19 protein-coding genes and 1 riboswitch are annotated in these 19,227 nt (G+C 69.5%); of the genes, 16 read left to right on the top strand and 3 right to left on the bottom strand.

The features are described 5' to 3' along the window. Positions 1-81: 81 nt before the first annotated feature. Both ACWDSI_RS04895 and ACWDSI_RS04900 read left to right on the top strand, forming a co-directional pair. A complete protein-coding gene (locus ACWDSI_RS04895) occupies positions 82-732 on the top strand; it encodes a response regulator (RefSeq protein WP_449746425.1) in 651 nt (216 codons plus the stop codon). Continuing rightward, positions 716-1,984 carry a sensor histidine kinase gene (locus tag ACWDSI_RS04900; RefSeq protein ID WP_449755833.1) on the top strand — a complete coding sequence of 423 codons (1,269 nt, stop codon included), beginning with the start codon at positions 716-718 and terminating at the stop codon, positions 1,982-1,984. Before ACWDSI_RS04895 ends, ACWDSI_RS04900 begins: the two co-directional genes overlap by 17 nt. A 21-nt stretch (positions 1,985-2,005) precedes the next feature. Here the strand turns inward: ACWDSI_RS04900 and ACWDSI_RS04905 are convergent, their stop codons facing one another. Further along, positions 2,006-3,865 (bottom strand): alpha-amylase family protein, encoded by a 1,860-nt coding sequence (locus ACWDSI_RS04905; RefSeq protein ID WP_449755834.1) that lies wholly within the window; start codon positions 3,863-3,865, stop codon positions 2,006-2,008. 535 nt (positions 3,866-4,400) lie between these two features. Between ACWDSI_RS04905 and mihF the strand changes: the two genes are divergently transcribed. From mihF to ACWDSI_RS04945, 8 genes are all read left to right on the top strand, one after another. Beyond that, positions 4,401-4,715, top strand: a complete 315-nt coding sequence (mihF, locus tag ACWDSI_RS04910; protein ID WP_449746422.1) for an integration host factor, actinobacterial type — start codon at positions 4,401-4,403, stop codon at positions 4,713-4,715. Next, positions 4,712-5,308 carry a guanylate kinase gene (gene gmk, locus ACWDSI_RS04915; protein ID WP_449746516.1) on the top strand — a complete coding sequence of 199 codons (597 nt, stop codon included), beginning with the start codon at positions 4,712-4,714 and terminating at the stop codon, positions 5,306-5,308. The genes mihF and gmk overlap by 4 nt, the downstream gene beginning before the upstream one ends. 42 nt (positions 5,309-5,350) lie before the next feature. After that, the gene (rpoZ, locus tag ACWDSI_RS04920) at positions 5,351-5,650 is read left to right on the top strand and encodes a DNA-directed RNA polymerase subunit omega (protein ID WP_449746421.1); all 300 of its coding nucleotides are present in this window, start codon (positions 5,351-5,353) and stop codon (positions 5,648-5,650) included. Between the two features lie 16 nt (positions 5,651-5,666). After that, complete coding sequence (coaBC, locus tag ACWDSI_RS04925) at positions 5,667-6,926, top strand: bifunctional phosphopantothenoylcysteine decarboxylase/phosphopantothenate--cysteine ligase CoaBC (protein ID WP_449755835.1); 1,260 nt, start codon at positions 5,667-5,669, stop codon at positions 6,924-6,926. A gap of 103 nt (positions 6,927-7,029) precedes the next feature. Further along, a complete protein-coding gene (gene metK / locus ACWDSI_RS04930; protein WP_449755836.1) occupies positions 7,030-8,241 on the top strand; it encodes a methionine adenosyltransferase in 1,212 nt (403 codons plus the stop codon). A 62-nt stretch (positions 8,242-8,303) separates the two neighbouring features. Further along, entirely contained in the window at positions 8,304-10,262 is a 1,959-nt protein-coding gene (locus ACWDSI_RS04935; protein WP_449746418.1) for a primosomal protein N', read from the top strand. A 53-nt stretch (positions 10,263-10,315) separates the two neighbouring features. Further along, positions 10,316-11,263 carry a methionyl-tRNA formyltransferase gene (gene fmt, locus ACWDSI_RS04940; RefSeq protein ID WP_449755882.1) on the top strand — a complete coding sequence of 316 codons (948 nt, stop codon included), beginning with the start codon at positions 10,316-10,318 and terminating at the stop codon, positions 11,261-11,263. Beyond that, positions 11,260-12,663 carry an RsmB/NOP family class I SAM-dependent RNA methyltransferase gene (locus tag ACWDSI_RS04945; RefSeq protein WP_449755837.1) on the top strand — a complete coding sequence of 468 codons (1,404 nt, stop codon included), beginning with the start codon at positions 11,260-11,262 and terminating at the stop codon, positions 12,661-12,663. The genes fmt and ACWDSI_RS04945 overlap by 4 nt, the downstream gene beginning before the upstream one ends. A gap of 496 nt (positions 12,664-13,159) precedes the next feature. On the opposite strand, the gene ACWDSI_RS04950 is transcribed toward ACWDSI_RS04945, so the two are convergent. Beyond that, entirely contained in the window at positions 13,160-13,738 is a 579-nt protein-coding gene (locus ACWDSI_RS04950; RefSeq protein WP_449746416.1) for a TetR/AcrR family transcriptional regulator, read from the bottom strand. Positions 13,739-13,892: 154 nt separating this feature from the next. On the opposite strand from ACWDSI_RS04950, the gene rpe reads away from it, so the two are divergent. Both rpe and ribD read left to right on the top strand, forming a co-directional pair. Continuing rightward, on the top strand, positions 13,893-14,579 hold the full coding sequence (gene rpe, locus ACWDSI_RS04955; protein ID WP_449755838.1) for a ribulose-phosphate 3-epimerase: 687 nt from the start codon (positions 13,893-13,895) through the stop codon (positions 14,577-14,579). A gap of 46 nt (positions 14,580-14,625) precedes the next feature. After that, entirely contained in the window at positions 14,626-15,651 is a 1,026-nt protein-coding gene (gene ribD, locus ACWDSI_RS04960) for a bifunctional diaminohydroxyphosphoribosylaminopyrimidine deaminase/5-amino-6-(5-phosphoribosylamino)uracil reductase RibD (protein WP_449755839.1), read from the top strand. A gap of 10 nt (positions 15,652-15,661) precedes the next feature. On the opposite strand, the gene ACWDSI_RS04965 is transcribed toward ribD, so the two are convergent. Beyond that, positions 15,662-15,919 carry a lipopolysaccharide assembly protein LapA domain-containing protein gene (locus ACWDSI_RS04965; RefSeq protein ID WP_449746413.1) on the bottom strand — a complete coding sequence of 86 codons (258 nt, stop codon included), beginning with the start codon at positions 15,917-15,919 and terminating at the stop codon, positions 15,662-15,664. A 148-nt stretch (positions 15,920-16,067) separates the two neighbouring features. After that, a riboswitch (FMN riboswitch) is annotated at positions 16,068-16,227 on the top strand. A gap of 46 nt (positions 16,228-16,273) precedes the next feature. On the opposite strand from ACWDSI_RS04965, the gene ACWDSI_RS04970 reads away from it, so the two are divergent. From ACWDSI_RS04970 to ACWDSI_RS04985, 4 genes are read left to right on the top strand one after another with little or no spacing between them, the layout of a single operon-like run. Next, the gene (locus ACWDSI_RS04970; RefSeq protein ID WP_449746412.1) at positions 16,274-16,933 is read left to right on the top strand and encodes a riboflavin synthase; all 660 of its coding nucleotides are present in this window, start codon (positions 16,274-16,276) and stop codon (positions 16,931-16,933) included. A gap of 4 nt (positions 16,934-16,937) precedes the next feature. Then, complete coding sequence (locus ACWDSI_RS04975; RefSeq protein WP_449746411.1) at positions 16,938-18,242, top strand: bifunctional 3,4-dihydroxy-2-butanone-4-phosphate synthase/GTP cyclohydrolase II; 1,305 nt, start codon at positions 16,938-16,940, stop codon at positions 18,240-18,242. Beyond that, positions 18,239-18,724 (top strand): 6,7-dimethyl-8-ribityllumazine synthase, encoded by a 486-nt coding sequence (ribH, locus tag ACWDSI_RS04980; RefSeq protein WP_449746410.1) that lies wholly within the window; start codon positions 18,239-18,241, stop codon positions 18,722-18,724. The genes ACWDSI_RS04975 and ribH overlap by 4 nt, the downstream gene beginning before the upstream one ends. A 44-nt stretch (positions 18,725-18,768) precedes the next feature. Next, positions 18,769-19,218: a PH domain-containing protein gene (locus ACWDSI_RS04985; protein ID WP_449746514.1), complete on the top strand. Its 450-nt coding sequence runs from the start codon at positions 18,769-18,771 to the stop codon at positions 19,216-19,218. Positions 19,219-19,227: the final 9 nt, after the last annotated feature.

Below are 19,227 nucleotides of genomic sequence, written 5' to 3' on the forward strand. Positions count from 1 at the left end.
TCTCCAACACCACCCAAGTCCGGTCGGTGGCGCGACCGTCGGGTTCGGATTTCCGGTGGATGCACCGTTTACGCTCGTGTGATGGAAAATGTGGGCGCTCAGCGGGTGACCGTGGTGGTCGTCGATGACCATCCCTTCTTCCGGGACGGTGTCAGCCGGGGTCTTACTGCCAGCGGACGCGTCTCGGTGGTGGGCGAGGCCGGCGACGGACGCAGCGCACTAGAGGTGATCCGTGAGAAGACGCCCGACGTCGCCGTCGTCGACTACCAGATGCCCGACATGAACGGCGTCGACGTGGCGCACGCCGTGACCCGGGATGGGCTGCCCACCAAGGTGTTGCTGCTCTCGGCGGTCACCGATGCGCCGATCGTGTTCGCCGCGCTGGAGAAGGGCGCCAGCGGCTATCTGTCCAAGGAATCCGACCGCGACACGATCGTCTCGGCGGTGGAGCGGGTGGCCAAGGGCGAGACGGTGATACCGCCGGAACTGGCCACCGGGCTGGTCGATCAGATCCGGGCGCACTCGGTGTCCGGCGCACCTACGCTCAGTGAGCGGGAATCCCAGGTGCTCAACGGGTTCGCCCGCGGACAGTCCATCCCGCAGATCGCTGCCGAGCTCTACATCGGTGCCGCCACGGTGAAAACCCACACGCAGCGCCTCTACGAGAAACTCGGCGTCTCCGACCGTGCCGCCGCGGTGGCCGAGGGGATGCGCCGTGGACTCATCGACTGAGGCCGCCTCGCGTCCGCACCGACAGTTACCCGACCTGGTCGGGTCGGCGTCGCTCTACCCGATTCTCGTCGACCATGTGACGCGGGGCGTTCGTATCCAGGTCGTCCTACGCCTGATCCTGGCCGTATTCGTGGTGCTCGTGATCGCGTTCGATCCACCCGCCCGGTCGCTGGCGGCGACGTGGACGGTGGTGGGATGTTACGTCGCCTGGTGCGTCGGCTCGGCCGTGGCCGCGCCACTGTTGGGACTCAGGATCGCTCGGTTCGCCTGGCTCGCGGTGTTCATCGATCTCGCGGCGCTGACGGCACTCGCAGTGCTCTGCGCGCGCTCGGACGCGATCAGCTGGACCTCCGACGTACTCCTCGACGGGTTGGCGATCATCCCGCTCATCGCGGCGACACAGCTGCGTCCATGGGTGTGTGTCGCGGTCGCCGTGCCGACAACCGTGGTGTTCTTTGTCGCCAGCGCAGCAGCCAAAGGCGCGAACGACAGGCCGTGGTCCTATGTCCTGCTCGACACGTTCGTGATCGCAGCGCTCGGCGTCGGAAGCATCATGCTCTCGCGGGTGCAGCGCTCGCGCGTGGAGGCCATCGGCGCGCTGGCCGTCGAGAGGTCCGAACTGCTCGACGACGCGATGCAGATCGAGGAGCGCGAACGCCGTGACCTCGCCGAGGCGCTGCACGACGGTGCGCTGCAGTTCGTGCTCGCCGCCCGGCACGACGTGGCCGCCGCCCGCGACGGCGACCCGGCAGCTCTCGACCGGATCGACGCCGCGCTGGGCGAGTCGAGCAGGTTGTTGCGCTCGACGCTGACCACCCTGCATCCGGCGGTGCTCGACCAGTACGGTCTGGCCGCGGCGCTGAGCGAACTGGGGCGGTCGGTAGAGGCCACCAACCGGTTGCGGGTCAGCGTCGACAGCGCGGGCTGGCCCGACACCGCCCGCACGCCCGCCGACCGGCTGCTCTACGCGACGGCGCGGGAGTTGCTCACCAACGTGGTCAAACACGCGCACGCCACCCGGGCCGAAGTCACCATCGAACGTGACGAGGGTCGCGCGCGGCTCGTTGTCCTCGACGACGGTGTGGGTGTGGCCGACGCCGACGTGGACCCCGCGACCCTGGCGGCCAGGCTCGCCGACGGGCACCTGGGCCTGCAGTCGCGGCGCATTCGTCTGGAGGCCGAGGGCGGCACGCTGTCGGTCATGTCGGCCCCGCGCGGCGGAACGGTGGCCATCGCCACATTGCCCTGCTAGTCGTCCTGTCGATGTGGAGGGCTACCGCGCCGACGCGTCGAGCACCCACCACGCCGCATAGGGGGCCAACCACACCGAGCCGGCATCGTCGGGGCTGATCGGGCGATCGGAGAGCACATCCCACGGCCGCTCGATCCCGCAGCCTGCGATCACCTCGATCGGTAGGGACACCCACCGCGCACTCACGTTGTACACACCCACCAGCGGGCCGAGCGGCGCCCGTCGAACGGTCACCAGAACGGGCCCGTCGGACCACACGATCTCGCTGGGGACACGCGCGTGCAGGTGGGGGAGAGATGCCCGCACCCGCCCGAGGTGACGCAGTCCGGCGAAGACACGTCCGGGAATCGATTCCGGATCGTGGCGCGCGGCGAATCGTGCGGGGTCGAGTGCCGGCCGGTGTGCCCACCGGTTGTCGTTCGCGTGGCCGGCCTCGTCGGCCCAGTGCGGATCGTTGGGCGTGCCGAGTTCGTCGCCGCTCCAGATCACCGGGATGCCACCCCACCCGTAGGCGATCGCATGGACCAGGAAGATGCGGCCCAGCGCGGCGTCGACCTCGGCGGCGTCGGATGCCGTCTGAAGTCCGGTCAGCGCCGCGGTGGTGCCGCTGATTCGCCGGTCGCCGGTCTCCGGATTGGACTGGAACACCAGTCCCGCAGCGGGAGATCCGGGGAACGCGCCGGAGAACCAGTCGGAGAGAAACTGGCGGTGCGGGCCGCCGGTGAGTCCCACGGCTGCGGCGTCGGCGTCGTCGATGGCCCAGCCGATGTCGTCGTGGCAGCGGACGTAACAGATCCAGGTGCCCGTCGGCGGTGTCGGCGGCAGGGCGCCGAGCGCGTGGCCGGCCAGGGCGGTGTCGGCCGTGGCGAGCATCGACCAGATCTGCACCATCAGCGAGTTGTGATAGGCCAGATCGCTCACCCGGCCGTCGTGCCGGCCCACACCCAGGTAGGCGACGAGCTGGGCGGGTCCCACGATCGCCTCGGCCTTGAACGCCACCGCCGGCGCCACCATTCGGGTCAGCGCACGCAGGATCTGGGTGATCGCGTGCACCTCGGGCTGGTTCTGGCAGTCGGTGCCGACGCGTTTCCACAGGAACGCGATCGCGTCGAGACGGAACACCTCCACGCCGAGATTGGCCAGGAAGGAGATGATGTCCGCGAACTCGAGCAGCACGTCGGGATTGGCCCAGTTCAGATCCCACTGCCAGGAGTTGAAGGTGGTCCACACCCACCGGCCCATCTCCTCGTCGAACGTGAAGTTGCCGGGTGCGAAGTCCGGGAACACCTCGGGAAGGGTGCGTTCGTACACGTCCGGTTCGGTGCGGTCGGCGAATGTGTGGAAGTAGGCGCGGTACTTGGGATCTCCGCCGATCGCCTTCTGCGCCCACTCGTGTTCTCGCGCGACGTGATTGAGAACGAGGTCGACGGTGAGACTGATTCCTGCGGCGCGCAGCGTGTCGGCGAGGTCGGCCAGATCGTCGGTGGTGCCCAGGTCCGGGCGCACCCGCCGGTAGTCGGCGACGGCGTAGCCGCCGTCGTTGTCGCCCGGACGCGGTTGCAGCAGCGGCATCAGGTGCAGATAGGTGACGCCGAGTTCCCGCAGATGATCCAGACGCCCGGCCACCCCGGCCAGCGTCCCGGCGAAACGCTCGGTGTAGGCCGCGTATCCGATCATGTTGGGTTGCTGAAGCCAGTCGGGCCGCAGCAGTCGCCGCTCGTCGAGTTCGCGGAGTGCCTCGGGTCGCACACGGAACGCTTGTTCGGCGACGTTCAACAACCGCGGCACCACGTCGGTCACGGCGCCGGGCCCGAAGACCGCGATCGCGGCGTCGGTGAGGTCATCGTGGTAGCGCTGCACCCGCAGGTCCCAGGTGGTCACCGCAACTCCGCGCGTTTCGGACGCCTCGACCTCGGCATGCGCAGACACTAACCCATCGGTCCGGGGCGGCGGGTGGGTGTGCATATCCGGGGTCGCGCGCCGCGACACGCTGGGACGACGGAGAAAATCCGGTCTCCTCGGCCACAGTCCCACCCGTCACATCCTGCTCAGCAGTGCCGCGTCGTCCTCGGTGTGGGCGGAACGGCCGGGTGGCCTGGTGCGGCCCCCATTTTGTGCCTCTGAGCTGCGTCGATAATAGGAATCAACGCGTCCTCCCGGGGTCGGTGGGCGAGGGGGACGCCCATCCACGTCGTGATGACCGGTGGACTCTTTACAGCACCAGATCCTGGTGTTTACCCGGGGGTGGCTCTCGCAAATGCCTGCTCACGTGGGTACGGTCGCTTTCGCCGCAGTAATTCGGCGGACGCCAGGCCACCAGGGGCCCGCGCATCCGCCGAGCGCCGGCCCAGTGCCACCGGGCACCTGACCCAGGTGCCGGTGCAGTCCAGATCGAGAACGAAAGACGGAGGAAACCGTGGCGCTTCCCCAGTTGACAGACGAGCAGCGCGCTGCCGCGTTGGAGAAGGCGGCGGCCGCTCGGCGTGCACGCGCTGAACTCAAAGAACGCCTCAAGCGTGGCGGCACCGACCTCGCGCAGGTGCTCAAGGACGCCGAGAACGACGAGATCCTCGGCAAGATGAAGGTCTCGGCACTGCTCGAGGCCCTGCCCAAGGTCGGCAAGGTCAAGGCGCAGGAGATCATGACCGAACTCGAGATCGCCCCCACCCGCCGCCTGCGCGGGCTCGGCGACCGTCAGCGCAAGGCGCTGCTCGAGAAGTTCCCGTCCTGAGCGGACACACCGCGAAACCGAGGGGCCGACTGGTGGTATTGGTCGGCCCCTCGGCCGTGGGGAAGTCGACGGTGGTCAGCCGGGTCCGAGAACTCGTCCCCGACCTGTACTTCAGCGTCTCGGCCACCACCCGCGATCCGCGTCCCGGCGAGGTCGACGGCCGCGACTACCGCTTTGTGTCCCGCGAGCGGTTCGATCAGATGATCGCCGACGACGAGTTCCTCGAATGGGCCGACATCCACGGTGGCCTGCAGCGCAGCGGTACCGTGGCGCGGCCCGTCGAGGACGCGCTGGCCGCCGGCAGGCCGGTACTGTTGGAGGTGGACCTGGTCGGCGCACGCAACGTGGTGCGTCGGCTGCCGGAGGCGATCACCGTCTTCCTGGCGCCGCCGAGCTGGGACGATCTCGTCTCCCGCCTCACCAAACGCGGCACCGAGACCCCCGAGGCGGTGGCCCGCCGACTGGACACGGCCCGCACCGAAATGGCCGCGCAAGACGAGTTCGACCACGTGGTGGTGAACACCGAAGTCGACTCCGCAGCGCACCAATTGGTATCCTTGCTGGTCGGACCGGACGCCGTGGCCCGCAGCTAGGCCCACCGACATTATTCGCGACAGATCAACGCAGGAGCCCGCGTGAGCACGCAGACCAATTTCGAGATGACCGAGATCGCCGACGCCCCGGCGTACGAGACCCCCATCGGCATCACCAATCCCCCCATCGACGACCTGCTCGACCGCGCGTCGTCGAAGTACGCCCTGGTGATCTACGCGGCCAAGCGCGCCCGCCAGATCAACGACTACTACAACCAGCTCGGCGACGGCATCCTCGAATACGTCGGACCGCTGGTGGAGCCGGGTCTGCAGGAAAAGCCGCTGTCGATCGCGTTGCGTGAGATCCACTCCGACCTGCTCGAGCACACCGAGGGCGAGTAAGACCGCGGCCGCGGCGATGAGCTCTCCGGGAACCGCACGGCGGCGCATCCTCGTCGGCGTCGGCGGCGGGATCGCCGCATACAAGGTGTGCTCGGTGATCCGGCATTTCACCGAGGCCGGCCACGAAGTGCGGGTGGTACCCACCCGCGCCGCCCTGAACTTCATCGGCGCCGCCACTTTTGAGGCGCTCTCCGGTCACCCGGTGAGCACGGAGGTCTTCGACGACGTCGACCAGGTGGCGCATGTGCGTCTGGGGCAAGGCGCCGACCTGGTGATCGTCGCACCCGCCACCGCCGACCTGATGGCCCGCGCCGCCGCCGGTCGCGCCGACGACCTGCTCACCGCGTCGCTGCTGACGGTGCGCTGCCCGGTGATGATGGTGCCCGCCATGCACACCGAGATGTGGGAACATCCCGCCACCCAGCAGAACGTCGACACTCTGCGCGCGCGTGGAGTCACGGTGCTGACCCCGGCCTCCGGGCGGCTCACCGGCCGCGACAGCGGCGCCGGTCGCCTGCCCGATCCGCAGGAGATCGCTCTGCTGGGTGAACTGCTCCTCGACCGCGCCGACGCCCTGCCCCACGACCTGGCCGGGGTGCGCATGGTGATCAGCGCCGGTGGCACCCGCGAACCACTCGACCCGGTGCGTTTCCTCGGCAACCACAGCTCCGGCAAGCAGGGCTTCGCCCTGGCCCGCGCCGCGGCGCAGCGCGGAGCCCAGGTCACCGTCGTCGCCGGATCCACCAACGAGGCCGGGGATCCCGCCGCGGTCGAGGTGGTGCACGTGTCCACTGCCCGGCAACTCGCCGACGAGATGACCAAACGGGCCGCCGAATGCGATGTGGTGATCATGGCCGCCGCGGTCGCCGACTTCCGTCCCGTCTCCACCGCCGAGGCGAAGATCAAGAAGGGTGCGCAAGGTCCGGCGCCGATCGAACTGACCACCAATCCCGACATCCTGCGTGGGCTGGTCGAAGAACGTGCGGCCGGGGCGATTCCCGCCGACACGGTGATCGTCGGATTTGCCGCCGAGACCGGCGACGAGCACGGCGGCGTCCTCGACCACGGCCGCGCGAAACTGCGCCGCAAGGGCTGCGACGTGCTCGTCGTGAACGCGGTGGGCAACGGAAAGGCGTTCGGCACCGAGGACAACACCGGCTGGCTGCTCACCGCCACGGGCTCGGAGACGGCGTTGCCGCTAAGCTCGAAAACACTCATGGCGAGCCGGATACTTGACGAAGTCCGCACGCTGGTGCCAGATGTAGAGCGCACCTGACCTGATCTGACGCACCGTCGGACCGGGTGTGTAGGTTGAAACCCTAATCGACGACATCCGCGCCGGTTGCCACCGCGGACCACCACGATCTTGAGAGGACCCGATGACCACATCTGCGTCGCGCCTGTTCACCAGTGAGTCAGTCACCGAGGGACATCCCGACAAGATCTGTGACGCGATCAGCGACTCGGTTCTCGACGCGATCCTGGCCGAGGACCCGCATGCCAGGGTGGCCGTGGAGACCCTCGTCACCACCGGGCAGGTGCATGTGGCGGGCGAGGTCACCACCACCGCGTACGTCGACATCCCGGGCATCGTGCGCGCCAAGATCCTCGATATCGGCTACGACTCGTCGACCAAGGGATTCGACGGCGCGTCCTGCGGCGTCAACGTCGCGATCGGCGCGCAGTCACCCGACATCGCCGGCGGCGTGTTCAACTCGCACGAGAGCCGCAGCGGCATCTCCGAGGACGAGATCGACGCGCAGGGCGCGGGCGACCAGGGCCTGATGTTCGGTTATGCCACCGACGAGACCCCCGAACTGATGCCTGTGCCCATCGCGCTGGCCCACCGCCTGTCGCGCCGGCTCACCGAGGTCCGCAAGAACGGCAGGCTGCCGTACCTGCGTCCCGACGGCAAGACGCAGGTCACCATCGAATACGACGGCGACAAGCCTGTCCGTCTCGACACCGTGGTGGTCTCGACGCAGCATGCCGCCGACATCGACCTCGACAACATGCTCACCCCTGACATCACCACGCAGGTGATCGATCCGGTACTCGCCGACCTCGAGGTGCCCGGCTTCGTCACCGACGGCTACCGGCTGTTCGTCAACCCCACGGGTAAGTTCGTGCTCGGCGGGCCGATGGGCGATGCGGGCCTCACCGGACGCAAGATCATCGTCGACACCTACGGCGGCATGGCGCGACACGGTGGCGGCGCGTTCTCCGGCAAGGACCCGTCGAAGGTGGACCGCAGCGCGGCCTACGCGATGCGCTGGGTGGCCAAGAACGCGGTGGCCGCGGGACTGGCCAGTTGCATCGAGGTGCAGGTGGCCTACGCGATCGGCAAGGCAGCGCCGGTCGGACTGTTCGTGGAGACCTTCGGCACCGAGAAGACCGACCCGGCGGTGATCCGCAAGGCGATCGCCGAGACCTTCGATCTGCGTCCGCTCGCGATCATCCGCGACCTCGACCTGCTGCGACCCATCTACGCGCCCACCGCCGCCTACGGGCACTTCGGTCGTACCGACCTGGGTCTGCCGTGGGAGAACACCGACCGCGCCGAGAAGTTGCGCGCGGCGGCAGGTCTCTGACCGCGAGCGGCAGTTCTCTGAAAGAACGTGCCGCGTCGAGGCCGGTCGCGAAGGTCCTGCCCATGCTCGGGCTGGCCCATCTCGACCGGGCCTTCGATTACCTCATCGACTCCGAGCAGGACGCCGACGCGGTGCCCGGCGCCCGCGTGCGCGTCCGGTTCTCCGGTCGACTGATCGACGGTTTCCTGCTCGACCGCGTCGACGAATCCGAGCATCCCGGCAAACTGGGCTGGCTCGACCGGGTGGTCTCGCCGGAGCCGGTGCTCTCGCCGGAGATGATCCGGGTGTGCCGGGCCGTCGCCGACCGCTACGCGGGCACGATGTCGGATGTGGTGCGCCTCGCGGTGCCCCCACGTCACGCGCGCACCGAGAAAGAAGCCACCGCCGCACCCACCGCCGAGGTGATCGTCGGCGACCGCGAGCCGTGGCGGGCCTACCGCAACGCCGACTCGTTCCTGGATGCGCTGGCCGCCGGGGCGACGCCCCGCGCGCTGTGGCAGGCGCTGCCGGGTGAGCAATGGACGCAGCGATTGGCCGAACTGGCCGCCGTCACCGCCGCCGCCGGACGTGGAGTGGTGGTCATCGTGCCCGACCAGCGCGATCTCGACCGGCTCGACGCGGCGTGCGCACCGCTGCTCGGCGACCGCTGTGTGACGCTGGCGGCCGGCCTCGGGCCCACCGCCCGCTACCGCCGCTGGCTCGCGGTGCGTCGCGGCGCCGCCGACGTGGTGCTCGGCACCCGCAGCGCGGTGTTCGCGCCGGTGCACGATCTGGGCCTCATCGTGGTGTGGGACGACGGCGACGACAGCCTCGCCGAACCCCGCGCACCCTATCCGCATCCGCGGGAAGTGGCGGTGTTGCGGGCGCACATCGAACAGTCCGGACTGGTGATCGGCGGTTTCGCCCGCACCGCCGAGGCCCAGGTGCTGGCCGAGTCCGGGTGGGCGCACGATCTGGTGGCCGATCGCGCGGTGGTGCGCGAACGCGCACCCCGGATCGATGCCATCACCGACGAGGACGCCCGCATCGCCCGCGATCGGTTGGCGCGTACCGCCCGCATTCCCGCACTGGCCTTCGACGCGGCACGTTCCGCGCTGGCCGCCGACGCCCCGGTGCTGTTCAGCGTGCCCCGCCGCGGCTACATCCCGTCGCTCTCCTGCGCCCGTTGCCGTGCCCACGCCCGCTGCCGCGCCTGTCACGGTCCGCTCGAACTCGACGCCGACCAGCATCTGTCGTGCCGGTGGTGCGGCCGGCCGGAGGTCGCGTTCCGCTGCCCCGAGTGCGGCGGCACCACGGTGCGGGCGCTCACCACCGGCGCACGCCGCACCGCCGAGGAACTCGGTCGCGCCTTCGCCGGGGTGCCGGTGCTGACCAGCGGGGGAGCGGCGGTGGCCGACCGGGTGGACGCGGGAGCACGCGTCGTGGTGGCCACGCCGGGAGCCGAACCGGTGGCCGACGGCGGTTACGGTGCCGCCGTCGTGCTCGACACCTGGGCCCAACTCGACCGGGCCGACCTGCGCGTCGACGAGGACGCCGTCCGACGGTGGATGGCGGTTGGCGCCCTTGTCCGTCCCCGCGGCCAGGGCGGTGCGATGGTCATCGTCGCCGATGCCGCGCTGGCTCCCGTACAGGCTGTGATCCGTTGGGACCCAGTCGGTTTCGCGAGCACCGAGCTGGCGCGCCGCGTCGAGTCCGGTTTTCCGCCCGCCGTCACCATGGCGTCGATCGACGGCCCGGCGCCGCTGGTGATGTCGTTCGTCGACACCATCGACCTGCCCGAGGGTGCCGACGTACTGGGGCCGGTGCCACTGCCGCCGGGCGTGCGACCCCCCGCGGGCAGCGACGACTGGGAGGCCGACGATGCCGACTTCGACGGCGAGGTGGAGCGCATCCTGGTTCGCTCCGACCGCCGCGTCGGACGCGAACTGGCCCAGGCGCTCGGGGCGGCGCAGATCCGGCGCAACACGGCGCACCGCACCGGCCCGCTTCGCGTTCAGGTGGACCCGCCTACCATCGGATGAGCGCAGCCGGCGTCGACGAGATGGACCGGGGCCAGACCGCGAGGAGGACAAGCGTGCGGATCGTGTTCGCCGGAACACCTGAGGTGGCCGTGCCCTCGCTGCGGCGGCTCATCGACTCTCCCCAACACGAGGTGGTCGGCGTGATCAGCCGCCCCGACGCCGTGTCCGGACGAGGACGCAAGGTGAACCGGGCGCCGGTCGCGATGCTCGCCGATGACCACGGCATCGAGGTGATCACCCCGCGTCGGCTGTCCGAACCCGAGGTCGGCGACACGCTCGCCCGCTGGGCACCCGACGTGGGTGCGGTGGTGGCCTACGGCGGGCTGGTCCCGCCGGCGCTGCTCGAGCTGCCGGCACACGGTTGGGTGAACCTGCACTTTTCGGTGCTGCCGGCCTGGCGCGGTGCCGCCCCGGTGCAGGCGGCCATCGCCGCCGGCGACGAGACCACCGGGGCCAGCACCTTCCGGCTGGAGAAAGGACTCGACACGGGGCCGGTGTTCGGGGTGCTCACCGAGACCGTCCGGCCCTCCGACACCAGCGGGGATGTGCTCGACCGGCTTGCCGACGCGGGTGCCGGACTGCTGGTGTCCACGCTCGACGGCATCGAATCGGGCGACCTCGTGCCGCGTGAGCAGCCCGCCGAGGGTGTCAGCCACGCCCCGAAGATCGAGGTCGACGACGCGCGGGTCCGCTGGGAGTTGCCCGCTCACCTGCTCGAACGCCGAATCCGTGCGCACACGCCGGCACCGGGGGCGTGGACGACGCTCGACGACAACCGAATCAAACTGGGACCGGTGGGCGTCGCCGAGGCGACACCCGACGCTGCCGGGCCCGTCGAGCTTGCTCCGGGCCGCGTCGTGGTCACCAAGAAGGCCGTCCTGGTGGGCACCGGCACCGAACCCGTCCGGCTCGGCTGGGTGCAACCGCCGGGCAAGAAACAGATGCCCGCCACCGACTGGGCGCGCGGGGCCCGACTCGACGATCAGACGGTGCTCGCGTGAACAATCGACCACGGACAGGCGGTGGCGCGCGCGACCCGAAAACCCGCGACAAGGCCGTCGACCCGGCCCGCGCGGTGGCCCGCGACGTGCTGCGCACGGTGCGGGAACGCGACGCCTACGCCAACCTGGTGCTGCCGAAGCTGTTGTGCGAGCGGCACATCACCGGACGAGATGCCGCACTGGCCACCGAACTCACCTACGGCACCCTGCGGGCGCAGGGCATCCTCGACGTGATCATCGCCGACGCCGCGAAACGTCGGATCGCCGACATCGACGGTGAGGTGCTCGACGTGCTCCGTCTGGGCGCGTATCAGTTGCTGCGCACCCGCATCGGTGCCCACGCGGCGGTTTCCACATCGGTCGACCTCATTCGCAGCGAAAAGGGCATGGGACCGTCGGGATTCGTCAACGCCGTGCTGCGCAAGATCTCACAGCGCGACGAGGACCTGTGGGTCGACGAGCTGGCCCCGTCGATGGCCGACGACCTGATCGGCAACCTGGCGTTCCGGTACGCCCACCCACGATGGATCGCCGAGGTGTTCTTCGAGGCCCTCGGCGGGTCGGCGGGAGAACTGCAGGCCGCGCTGGCCGCCGACGACGAACGTCCGCCCGTGCACCTGGTGGCCCGCCCCGGCCTGATCACCGCCGAAGAACTCGCCCTGACCAGCGGGGGAGAGGTGGGCCGCTACTCGCCGTACTGCGTGTATCTGCCGGGAGGTGATCCCGGGGACATCGAGGCGGTGCGTCAGGGCTACGCCGGTGTGCAGGACGAGGGCAGTCAGCTCGTGGCCCGCGCGGTGACCGTGGCCGATGTGGGAGCCGACGGCGGCCGGTGGCTGGACATGTGTGCCGGACCCGGCGGCAAGGCGGCACTGATCGGTGCCATCGCGGACATCGACGGCACCCACCTCGACGCGGTGGAGGTGAGCGAACACCGCGCCAACCTGATCCGTGGGGTGACCCGCGAGATGCCCGTCGACGTGCATGTCGGTGATGCGCGTGATCTCACCACCGAGACCGGCCTGGCGCCGGGTTTCGATCGCATCCTCCTCGATGCGCCGTGTACCGGACTCGGCTCGTTGCGTCGACGCCCGGAGGTGCGGTGGCGGCGCACGCCCGACAGTGTTCCCGACCTGGTGGCGCTGCAGCGGGCACTGCTGTCGGAGGCGCTGCGGCTGATCCGGCCCGGTGGGGTGATCATCTACTCCACGTGCTCGCCGCATCCGGCAGAGACCACCGAGGTGGTGGCAACCGTGCTCGCCGAGACGCCCGGCGCCCGGCAGCTCGACGCACGTCCGCTGGTGAGTGCGGAGGCGATCGGCGACGGCCCGCACGTACAGCTCTGGCCCCATCGCCAGGGCACCGACGCCATGTTCCTGGCCGCGTTGACCAAGGACTGACCGTCGAGCGTGCCCGGATCCGCGTCGAGCGTGCCCACATCCGCGTCGAGCGTGCCCGGATCCGTGTTGAGCGTGCCCGGATTCGTGTTGAGCGTGCCCGGATTCGTGTTGAGCGTGCCCGGATTCGTGTCGAGCGTGCCCGGATTCGTGTCGAGCGTGCCCGCGGGGTGGTTTCGACAAGCTCAACCAGCGGGTGGGACAAAGCTCAACCAGCGGGCGGTGGGCGTGGCCGCGGGGTGGTTTCGACAAGCTCAACCAGCGGGTCGGACAAGCTCAACCAGCGGGTCGGACAAGCTCAACCAGCGGGTCGGACAAGCTCAACCAGCGGGTCGGACAAGCTCAACCAGCGGGCGGGACAAGCTCAACCAGCGGGCGGGACAAGCTCAACCAGCGGGCGGGACAAGCTCAACCAGCGGGTCGGACAAGCTCAACCAGCGGGTCGGACAAGCTCAGCCAGCGGGTCGGACAAGCTCAACCAGCGGGGGGGGGCCTGCCCTCAACGTCGCCCGACCTCGTGCGGCAGGCCCGAGGTCAACCACTGCGTGATGTGTGCGGTCTCGTGCTGCACGCTGTCGCGGTAGCGCAGAACCGTCCATGCCGCGGCCGTTCCATGTAGCCACGCGAGCAGGCGCACCGCCACGTCGTCGGATTCGTCCACGGTGTAGCCCAGGCATTCGAGCTGTATACGCAGCCACTCCCGGTACGCCTCGATCACCGCGACGGCACCAACCCGGGCCGGATGATTCATCGCCGCGAGTTCGACACACAGCGGACTCATCGGGCATCCGTAGTCCTCGACATCGCCGGGGTCGCGCAGCGATGTCTCCACGAAACGCATGATCCGCTCAAGCGGGGTGATCGGTGCCGCGCTCCAGTCCGCGAGTTGAGCCTTCGCCTGGACAAGCCGGGCTTGCAGGACCGCGTCGAGGATCATGTCCTTGGTGCGGAAGTGGTAGTAGAAGTTGCCACGCGAGATCCCGACCTCGCCGGCGATCGCGGCGAATGATGTTCGCTCGTAGCCGTTCTCGAAGAACAGCCTGCCGGCAACCTGCACTATCCGGTTGCGCGTGTTCATCGGCGGCTCCGGCATTCGCTCACGGGTGGACGAGGGCGGTGAGTGCTCAACGCTAGAAGGCCCACTGGCGGTTCACTAGAGCCGAGGGTCCCGATCCGGGCACCCGAGGAGACCGCCCGACGCCGCTCGGAGGATCATCCATACAATCTGGGGCATGTGTGACCGCGGCCGTACCCCCATGATTGCTCCGTCGATCCTCTCGGCGGACTTCGCCAACCTGGCAGCCGAGGCGGCCGCCGTCGAGGGATCGGATTGGCTGCACGTCGACGTGATGGACGCGCACTTCGTGCCCAATCTGACGCTGGGCCTGCCCGTGGTGGAAAGCCTGCTCAAGGCCACCGACATCCCGCTCGATTGCCACCTCATGATCGACGACCCCGGCCGCTGGGCACCGCCCTACGCCGAGGCGGGGGCACACAACGTGACCTTTCACGCCGAAGCCACCGACAACCCGGTCGCGGTGGCGCGCGACATCCGCGCGGCGGGCGCCCGGGCGGGCCTGGCGATCAAACCGAACACCGCGCTCGAGCCCTACCTCGACATCCTCCGCGACATCGACACCCTGCTGATCATGAGTGTCGAACCCGGTTTCGGCGGCCAGAAATTCATCGCCGACGTGCTGGACAAGGCCCGCACCCTCCGCGCCATCGTCGACTCCTCCGATCTGCAACTGGTGGTGGAAATCGACGGCGGCATCAACGCCGACACCATCGAGCAGGCCGCCGAGGCGGGCATCGACTGTTTCGTGGCGGGTTCGGCCGTCTACGGCGCCGATGACCCGGGTGCCGCGGTCGCGGCGTTGCGCAATCAGGCGGCCGCGGCCCGTACCCATGCCCACTGACAGCACCCATGCCCACTGACAGCACCCGTGCCCACTGACGGCGCCCATGCCGACTGACACAGCCGCCCTGGACACCTCGATGCGCGCGGCCATCGAGGAGTCGGTGCGAGCGCTGGGATCGAGTTCACCCAACCCGCCGGTCGGCGCGGTGATCCGCGCTTCGGACGGCACGCCGATCGGCGTCGGCCACACCCGTCCGCCGGGCGGCCCGCACGCGGAGATCGTGGCCCTCCACCAGGCCGGTGCCGCGGCGCGTGGCGGCACCGCGATCGTCACCCTCGAACCCTGCAATCACACCGGGCGCACCGGGCCGTGCTCGGAGGCGCTGATCGAGGCCGGTATCGCCCGTGTCGTCTACGCGGTGGCCGATCCCAATCCCACGGCCGCCGGTGGCGCCGCGCGTCTGCGCGCCGCGGGTGTCGACGTGATCGGGGGGTGGCTGGCCGACGAGGCAAGCGCCGGACCGCTACGGAACTGGCTGTTCGCCCAACGCCACGGCCGGCCCTTCGTCACCGTGAAAACGGCCGCCACCCTCGACGGACGCATCGCCGCACCCGACGGCTCCAGCCGCTGGATCACCGGAACCGCCGCCCGCGCCCGAGTGCACCGACAGCGCGCACAGCTCGACGCGATCGTCGTCGGCACCGGCACCGTGCTTCGCGACGACCCGGCCCTGACGGCGCGGCGACCCGACGGCTCACTCGCCGACCACCAGCCGATCCGGGTGGCGATGGGAGCGCGGGACATTCCCCGCACCGCACGCGTGTACGACGACTCCGCCCCGTTCCGCCACGTCCGCACCCATGACCCGTCCGAGCTTCTCGCCGCGCTGCCCGACGCCACCTGGGTGCTCGTGGAGGGTGGTCCCGCGATCATCGGCGCATTCCTCGACGCCGACCTCGTCGACGAGGTGGAGGCCTACATCGCACCGCTCATCCTGGGTGCGGGACCGGCCGCGGTCAGCCGACCGGTCACCACCCTCGCCGACTCCGCGCGGTTTCACACCGCATCCGCAGAACGCGTCGGAGACGACGTGCTCATCCGGTTGCTTCGCGACGCACCAACCGGCTGAACGGCAGCGGCTACTTCGACTTCTTTCCGCTACGGCCCAGGAACCAGCCGACCACCACTCCCGCGGCGCCGACGATCGCCAGCATGAGCCACTGCCACGTACTGATGTGGAACATCAGGAGGTTGATCCGAATCTCCTGCGTGTTCTGGAAGATGAAGATCGTCGCCACGATCACCAGAACGAGCGGAAGCCAGTAACGCTTGAGGAACCCCAGAACCGGGGACGAACCCCGCTGTGCGGGTGCCGGGGAGGTGGTCTCGTTGGCCATGACTTTGCCTTTCTCGTGCCGGTGATCCGCTGTGCTGCGATCACTCACCGTGAGCACAATTATCCTCGCTGATCACGGACACTCCGGCAGCGACCGGCCGGGTCCGGCGAATATCACAGCCACCGGACGTCGTGCTAGCGTCGAAGACACACGTTCTCGGGGCGGGGTGAAACTCCCCACCGGCGGTGAGTGGTTGCGATCCGATCGTGACGACGAGCCCGCGAGCGCTCGTCCACAGGCGGACGGGGACAGCAGATCCGGTGCAAAACCGGAGCCGACGGTGACAGTCCGGATGTGAGAGAACACGGCGGCGCGAGCCGTCTCGCTCCGGGTTGGGCACGACAGGAGCGCAGCTTGTTCACCGGCATCGTCGAAGAACTCGGCACGATCGTGGCGCGCGAAGACCTTTCCGACGCAGCCAGATTCACCATCTCCGGCCCGTTGGTGACCTCCGACGCCGGCCACGGCGACTCGATCGCGGTCAACGGGGTCTGTCTCACCGTCGTCGACCTCGCCGACGACCGGTTCACCGTCGACGTGATGGCCGAATCGCTGCGCCGCAGCTCACTGGGCGTTCTCGCCGCCGGCAGCCGGGTGAATCTGGAGCGGGCGATGGCCGCCGACGGACGCTTCGGGGGCCACATCGTGCAGGGCCACGTCGACGGCACCGGACGGGTGCTGGCGGTGACCACGTCGCAGCACTGGACCGTGGTGCGCATCGGTGTTCCCGACAGCCTCAGCCGCTACCTGGTGGAGAAGGGGTCGATCACCGTCGACGGTGTGTCGCTGACCGTCTCGGCCATCGGTACCGACGACGCGCACGGTGACTGGTTCGAAATTTCCCTCATCCCCACCACGTTGCAAGAGACGAATCTCGGCGCGCTCACCGCCGATCAACCGGCCGGTGAGATCCCGGTAAACCTCGAGGTGGACGTGATCGCCAAATATGTGGAACGGCTGGGCGCGGCGAGCAGGCAAAACGCAGCAGGAGTGAACGCAGCAGGAGTGAAGTGATCCGATGACTACCGACGACACCGCGCAGACTCATGTGCACCTCGACTCCGTCGACCGGGCGATCGCCGACATCGCCGCCGGCAAGGCCGTGGTGGTGGTCGACGACGAAGACCGGGAGAACGAAGGCGACCTGATCTTCGCCGCCGAGAAGGCGACCCCCGAACTCGTCGCCTTCATGGTGCGCTACACCTCCGGCTACCTGTGCGTCCCGCTCGACGGTGACACCTGCGATCGTCTGGGCCTGCCACCCATGTACTCGATGAATCAGGACAAGCACGGCACCGCCTACACCGTGACCGTCGACGCCCGCGAGGGCATCGGCACGGGCATCTCCGCCTCCGACCGCGCCACCACGATGCGGTTGCTCGCCGATCCGGCCAGCACCGCCGTCGACTTCACCCGACCCGGCCACGTGGTGCCGTTACGCGCCAAGGACGGGGGAGTGCTGCGTCGCCCGGGCCACACCGAGGCGGCCGTCGACCTCGCACGGCTCGCCGGATTCGCCCCCGCCGGGGTGATCTGCGAGATCGTCTCGCAGAAGGACGAGGGCTCGATGGCACATGCTCCCGAACTGCGGGTGTTCGCCGACGAGCACGACCTCGCGCTCATCTCGATCGCCGACCTCATCGCCTGGCGCCGCCGACACGAGAAGCATGTGGTGCGCGTGGCCGACGCCCGCATCCCCACCCGCCACGGCGATTTCCGGGCTGTGGGCTACACCAGCATCCACGACGACGTCGAGCACGTCGCGCTCGTGATGGGCGACATCCCCGGACCCGACGGCTCGGGCAGCGACGTGCTGGTACGCGTGCATTCGGAGTGCCTGACCGGTGATGTGTTCGGGTCGCTGCGCTGCGACTGCGGCCCGCAACTCGACGCCGCCATGGAGATGGTGGCCGCCGAGGGACGCGGCGTGGTGCTCTACATGCGCGGCCACGAGGGACGCGGCATCGGCCTGCTGCACAAACTGCAGGCCTACCAACTCCAGGACGCCGGCTCGGACACCGTCGACGCCAATCTGGCGCTCGGATTGCCCGCCGACTCCCGTGATTACGGGCTCGGCGCCCAGATCCTCGTCGACCTCGGTGTCACCTCCATGCGCCTGCTCACCAACAATCCCGCCAAGCGGGTGGGCCTCGACGGCTACGGACTCGAGATCGTCGAACGGGTTCCGATGCCGGTGCGCGCCAACAAGGAGAACCTGCGCTACCTGCGGACCAAACGCGACCGCATGGGACACGACCTGCTCGGCCTGGATGAGGCGCACACGATCGCCGACGCGGTCGCCGGTGGGGAGGGCACGGCATGAGCGGTGCCGGCGAACCAGTCCTCGACCTCGCCGACGCGAGCCGTATCCGGCTGGCCGTCGTGTCGTCGCAATGGCACGAGACGATCTGCTCCGCGCTGCTCGACGGCGCGTTGCGCGCCGCGCAGCACCACGGCGTCGTCGAACCCACCGTCGTCAAGGTGGCCGGAGCCATCGAACTGCCGGTGATCGTGCAGGCCCTCGCCCGCACCCACGACGCCGTGGTGGCACTCGGTGTGGTCATCAAGGGCGAGACACCCCACTTCGACTACGTGTGCGACGCGGTGACCGCGGGGCTCACCCGGGTGTCGCTCGACGAGTCGACCCCGGTGGGCAACGGGGTGCTCACCACCCTCACCGAGGAGCAGGCTCTCGCACGCGCGGGCCTGCCCGACTCCACCGAGGACAAAGGGGCCCAGGCCACCACTGCGGCACTCGCGTCGGCACTCACCCTGCGCGCGCTCGCGCGCGGGGAGGCGCGGTGAGCGCACAGTCGCACCACGACGCGCCGGTCGAGACGCAGTGGGACATGGTCTACCGTCCGCGCCGGCTGCCGCGCTGGGCGGTGGCCGTCGCCGCGGTCGTGTTGGCCATCCACGTGATCTTCGGCGTCCTGCTCACCATCTCCGACACCGGTCCCCGCAACGTGGGCGTCTCCGACCAGGCCGCGATCATCGGGATCGGGGTCATCATCGCCTGCGCCATCCTGCTGTTGACCCGACCCCGACTGCGCGTCGGGCCGAGCGGGGTGTCGGTACGCAACCTGTGGTCGGACCGACTGTTCGGCTGGGACCGGGTGCGCGGCCTCACCTATCCCGACTCCGGATTCGGCGGGCGCCTGCTGCTGCCCGCCGACGAGCACATCCCGGTGCTGGCGATCCAGGCCGGCGACGGCGAACGCGCGGTGGCCGCCATGGAGGAGTACCGCCGCCTGCAGCAGCGGTATTCGCCGGACACCACCACCGACGACCCGCGCTGACCGCTGCGG

Source organism: Gordonia sp. NPDC003429, from assembly GCF_053588575.1.

What these genes read in the sequence shown, in the direction of transcription:
- ACWDSI_RS04895 (WP_449746425.1), top strand. Translation starts at nt 82, where the DNA reads ATGGAAAATGTGGGCGCTCAGCGGGTGACCGTGGTGGTCGTCGATGAC.
- coaBC (WP_449755835.1), top strand. Translation starts at nt 5,667, where the DNA reads ATGAGCTCTCCGGGAACCGCACGGCGGCGCATCCTCGTCGGCGTCGGC.
- metK (WP_449755836.1), top strand. Translation starts at nt 7,030, where the DNA reads ATGACCACATCTGCGTCGCGCCTGTTCACCAGTGAGTCAGTCACCGAG.
- ACWDSI_RS04935 (WP_449746418.1), top strand. Translation starts at nt 8,304, where the DNA reads ATGCTCGGGCTGGCCCATCTCGACCGGGCCTTCGATTACCTCATCGAC.
- ACWDSI_RS04950 (WP_449746416.1), bottom strand. Translation starts at nt 13,738, where the DNA reads ATGAACACGCGCAACCGGATAGTGCAGGTTGCCGGCAGGCTGTTCTTC.
- rpe (WP_449755838.1), top strand. Translation starts at nt 13,893, where the DNA reads ATGTGTGACCGCGGCCGTACCCCCATGATTGCTCCGTCGATCCTCTCG.
- ribD (WP_449755839.1), top strand. Translation starts at nt 14,626, where the DNA reads ATGCCGACTGACACAGCCGCCCTGGACACCTCGATGCGCGCGGCCATC.
- ACWDSI_RS04965 (WP_449746413.1), bottom strand. Translation starts at nt 15,919, where the DNA reads ATGGCCAACGAGACCACCTCCCCGGCACCCGCACAGCGGGGTTCGTCC.
- ACWDSI_RS04975 (WP_449746411.1), top strand. Translation starts at nt 16,938, where the DNA reads ATGACTACCGACGACACCGCGCAGACTCATGTGCACCTCGACTCCGTC.
- ribH (WP_449746410.1), top strand. Translation starts at nt 18,239, where the DNA reads ATGAGCGGTGCCGGCGAACCAGTCCTCGACCTCGCCGACGCGAGCCGT.
- ACWDSI_RS04985 (WP_449746514.1), top strand. Translation starts at nt 18,769, where the DNA reads ATGGTCTACCGTCCGCGCCGGCTGCCGCGCTGGGCGGTGGCCGTCGCC.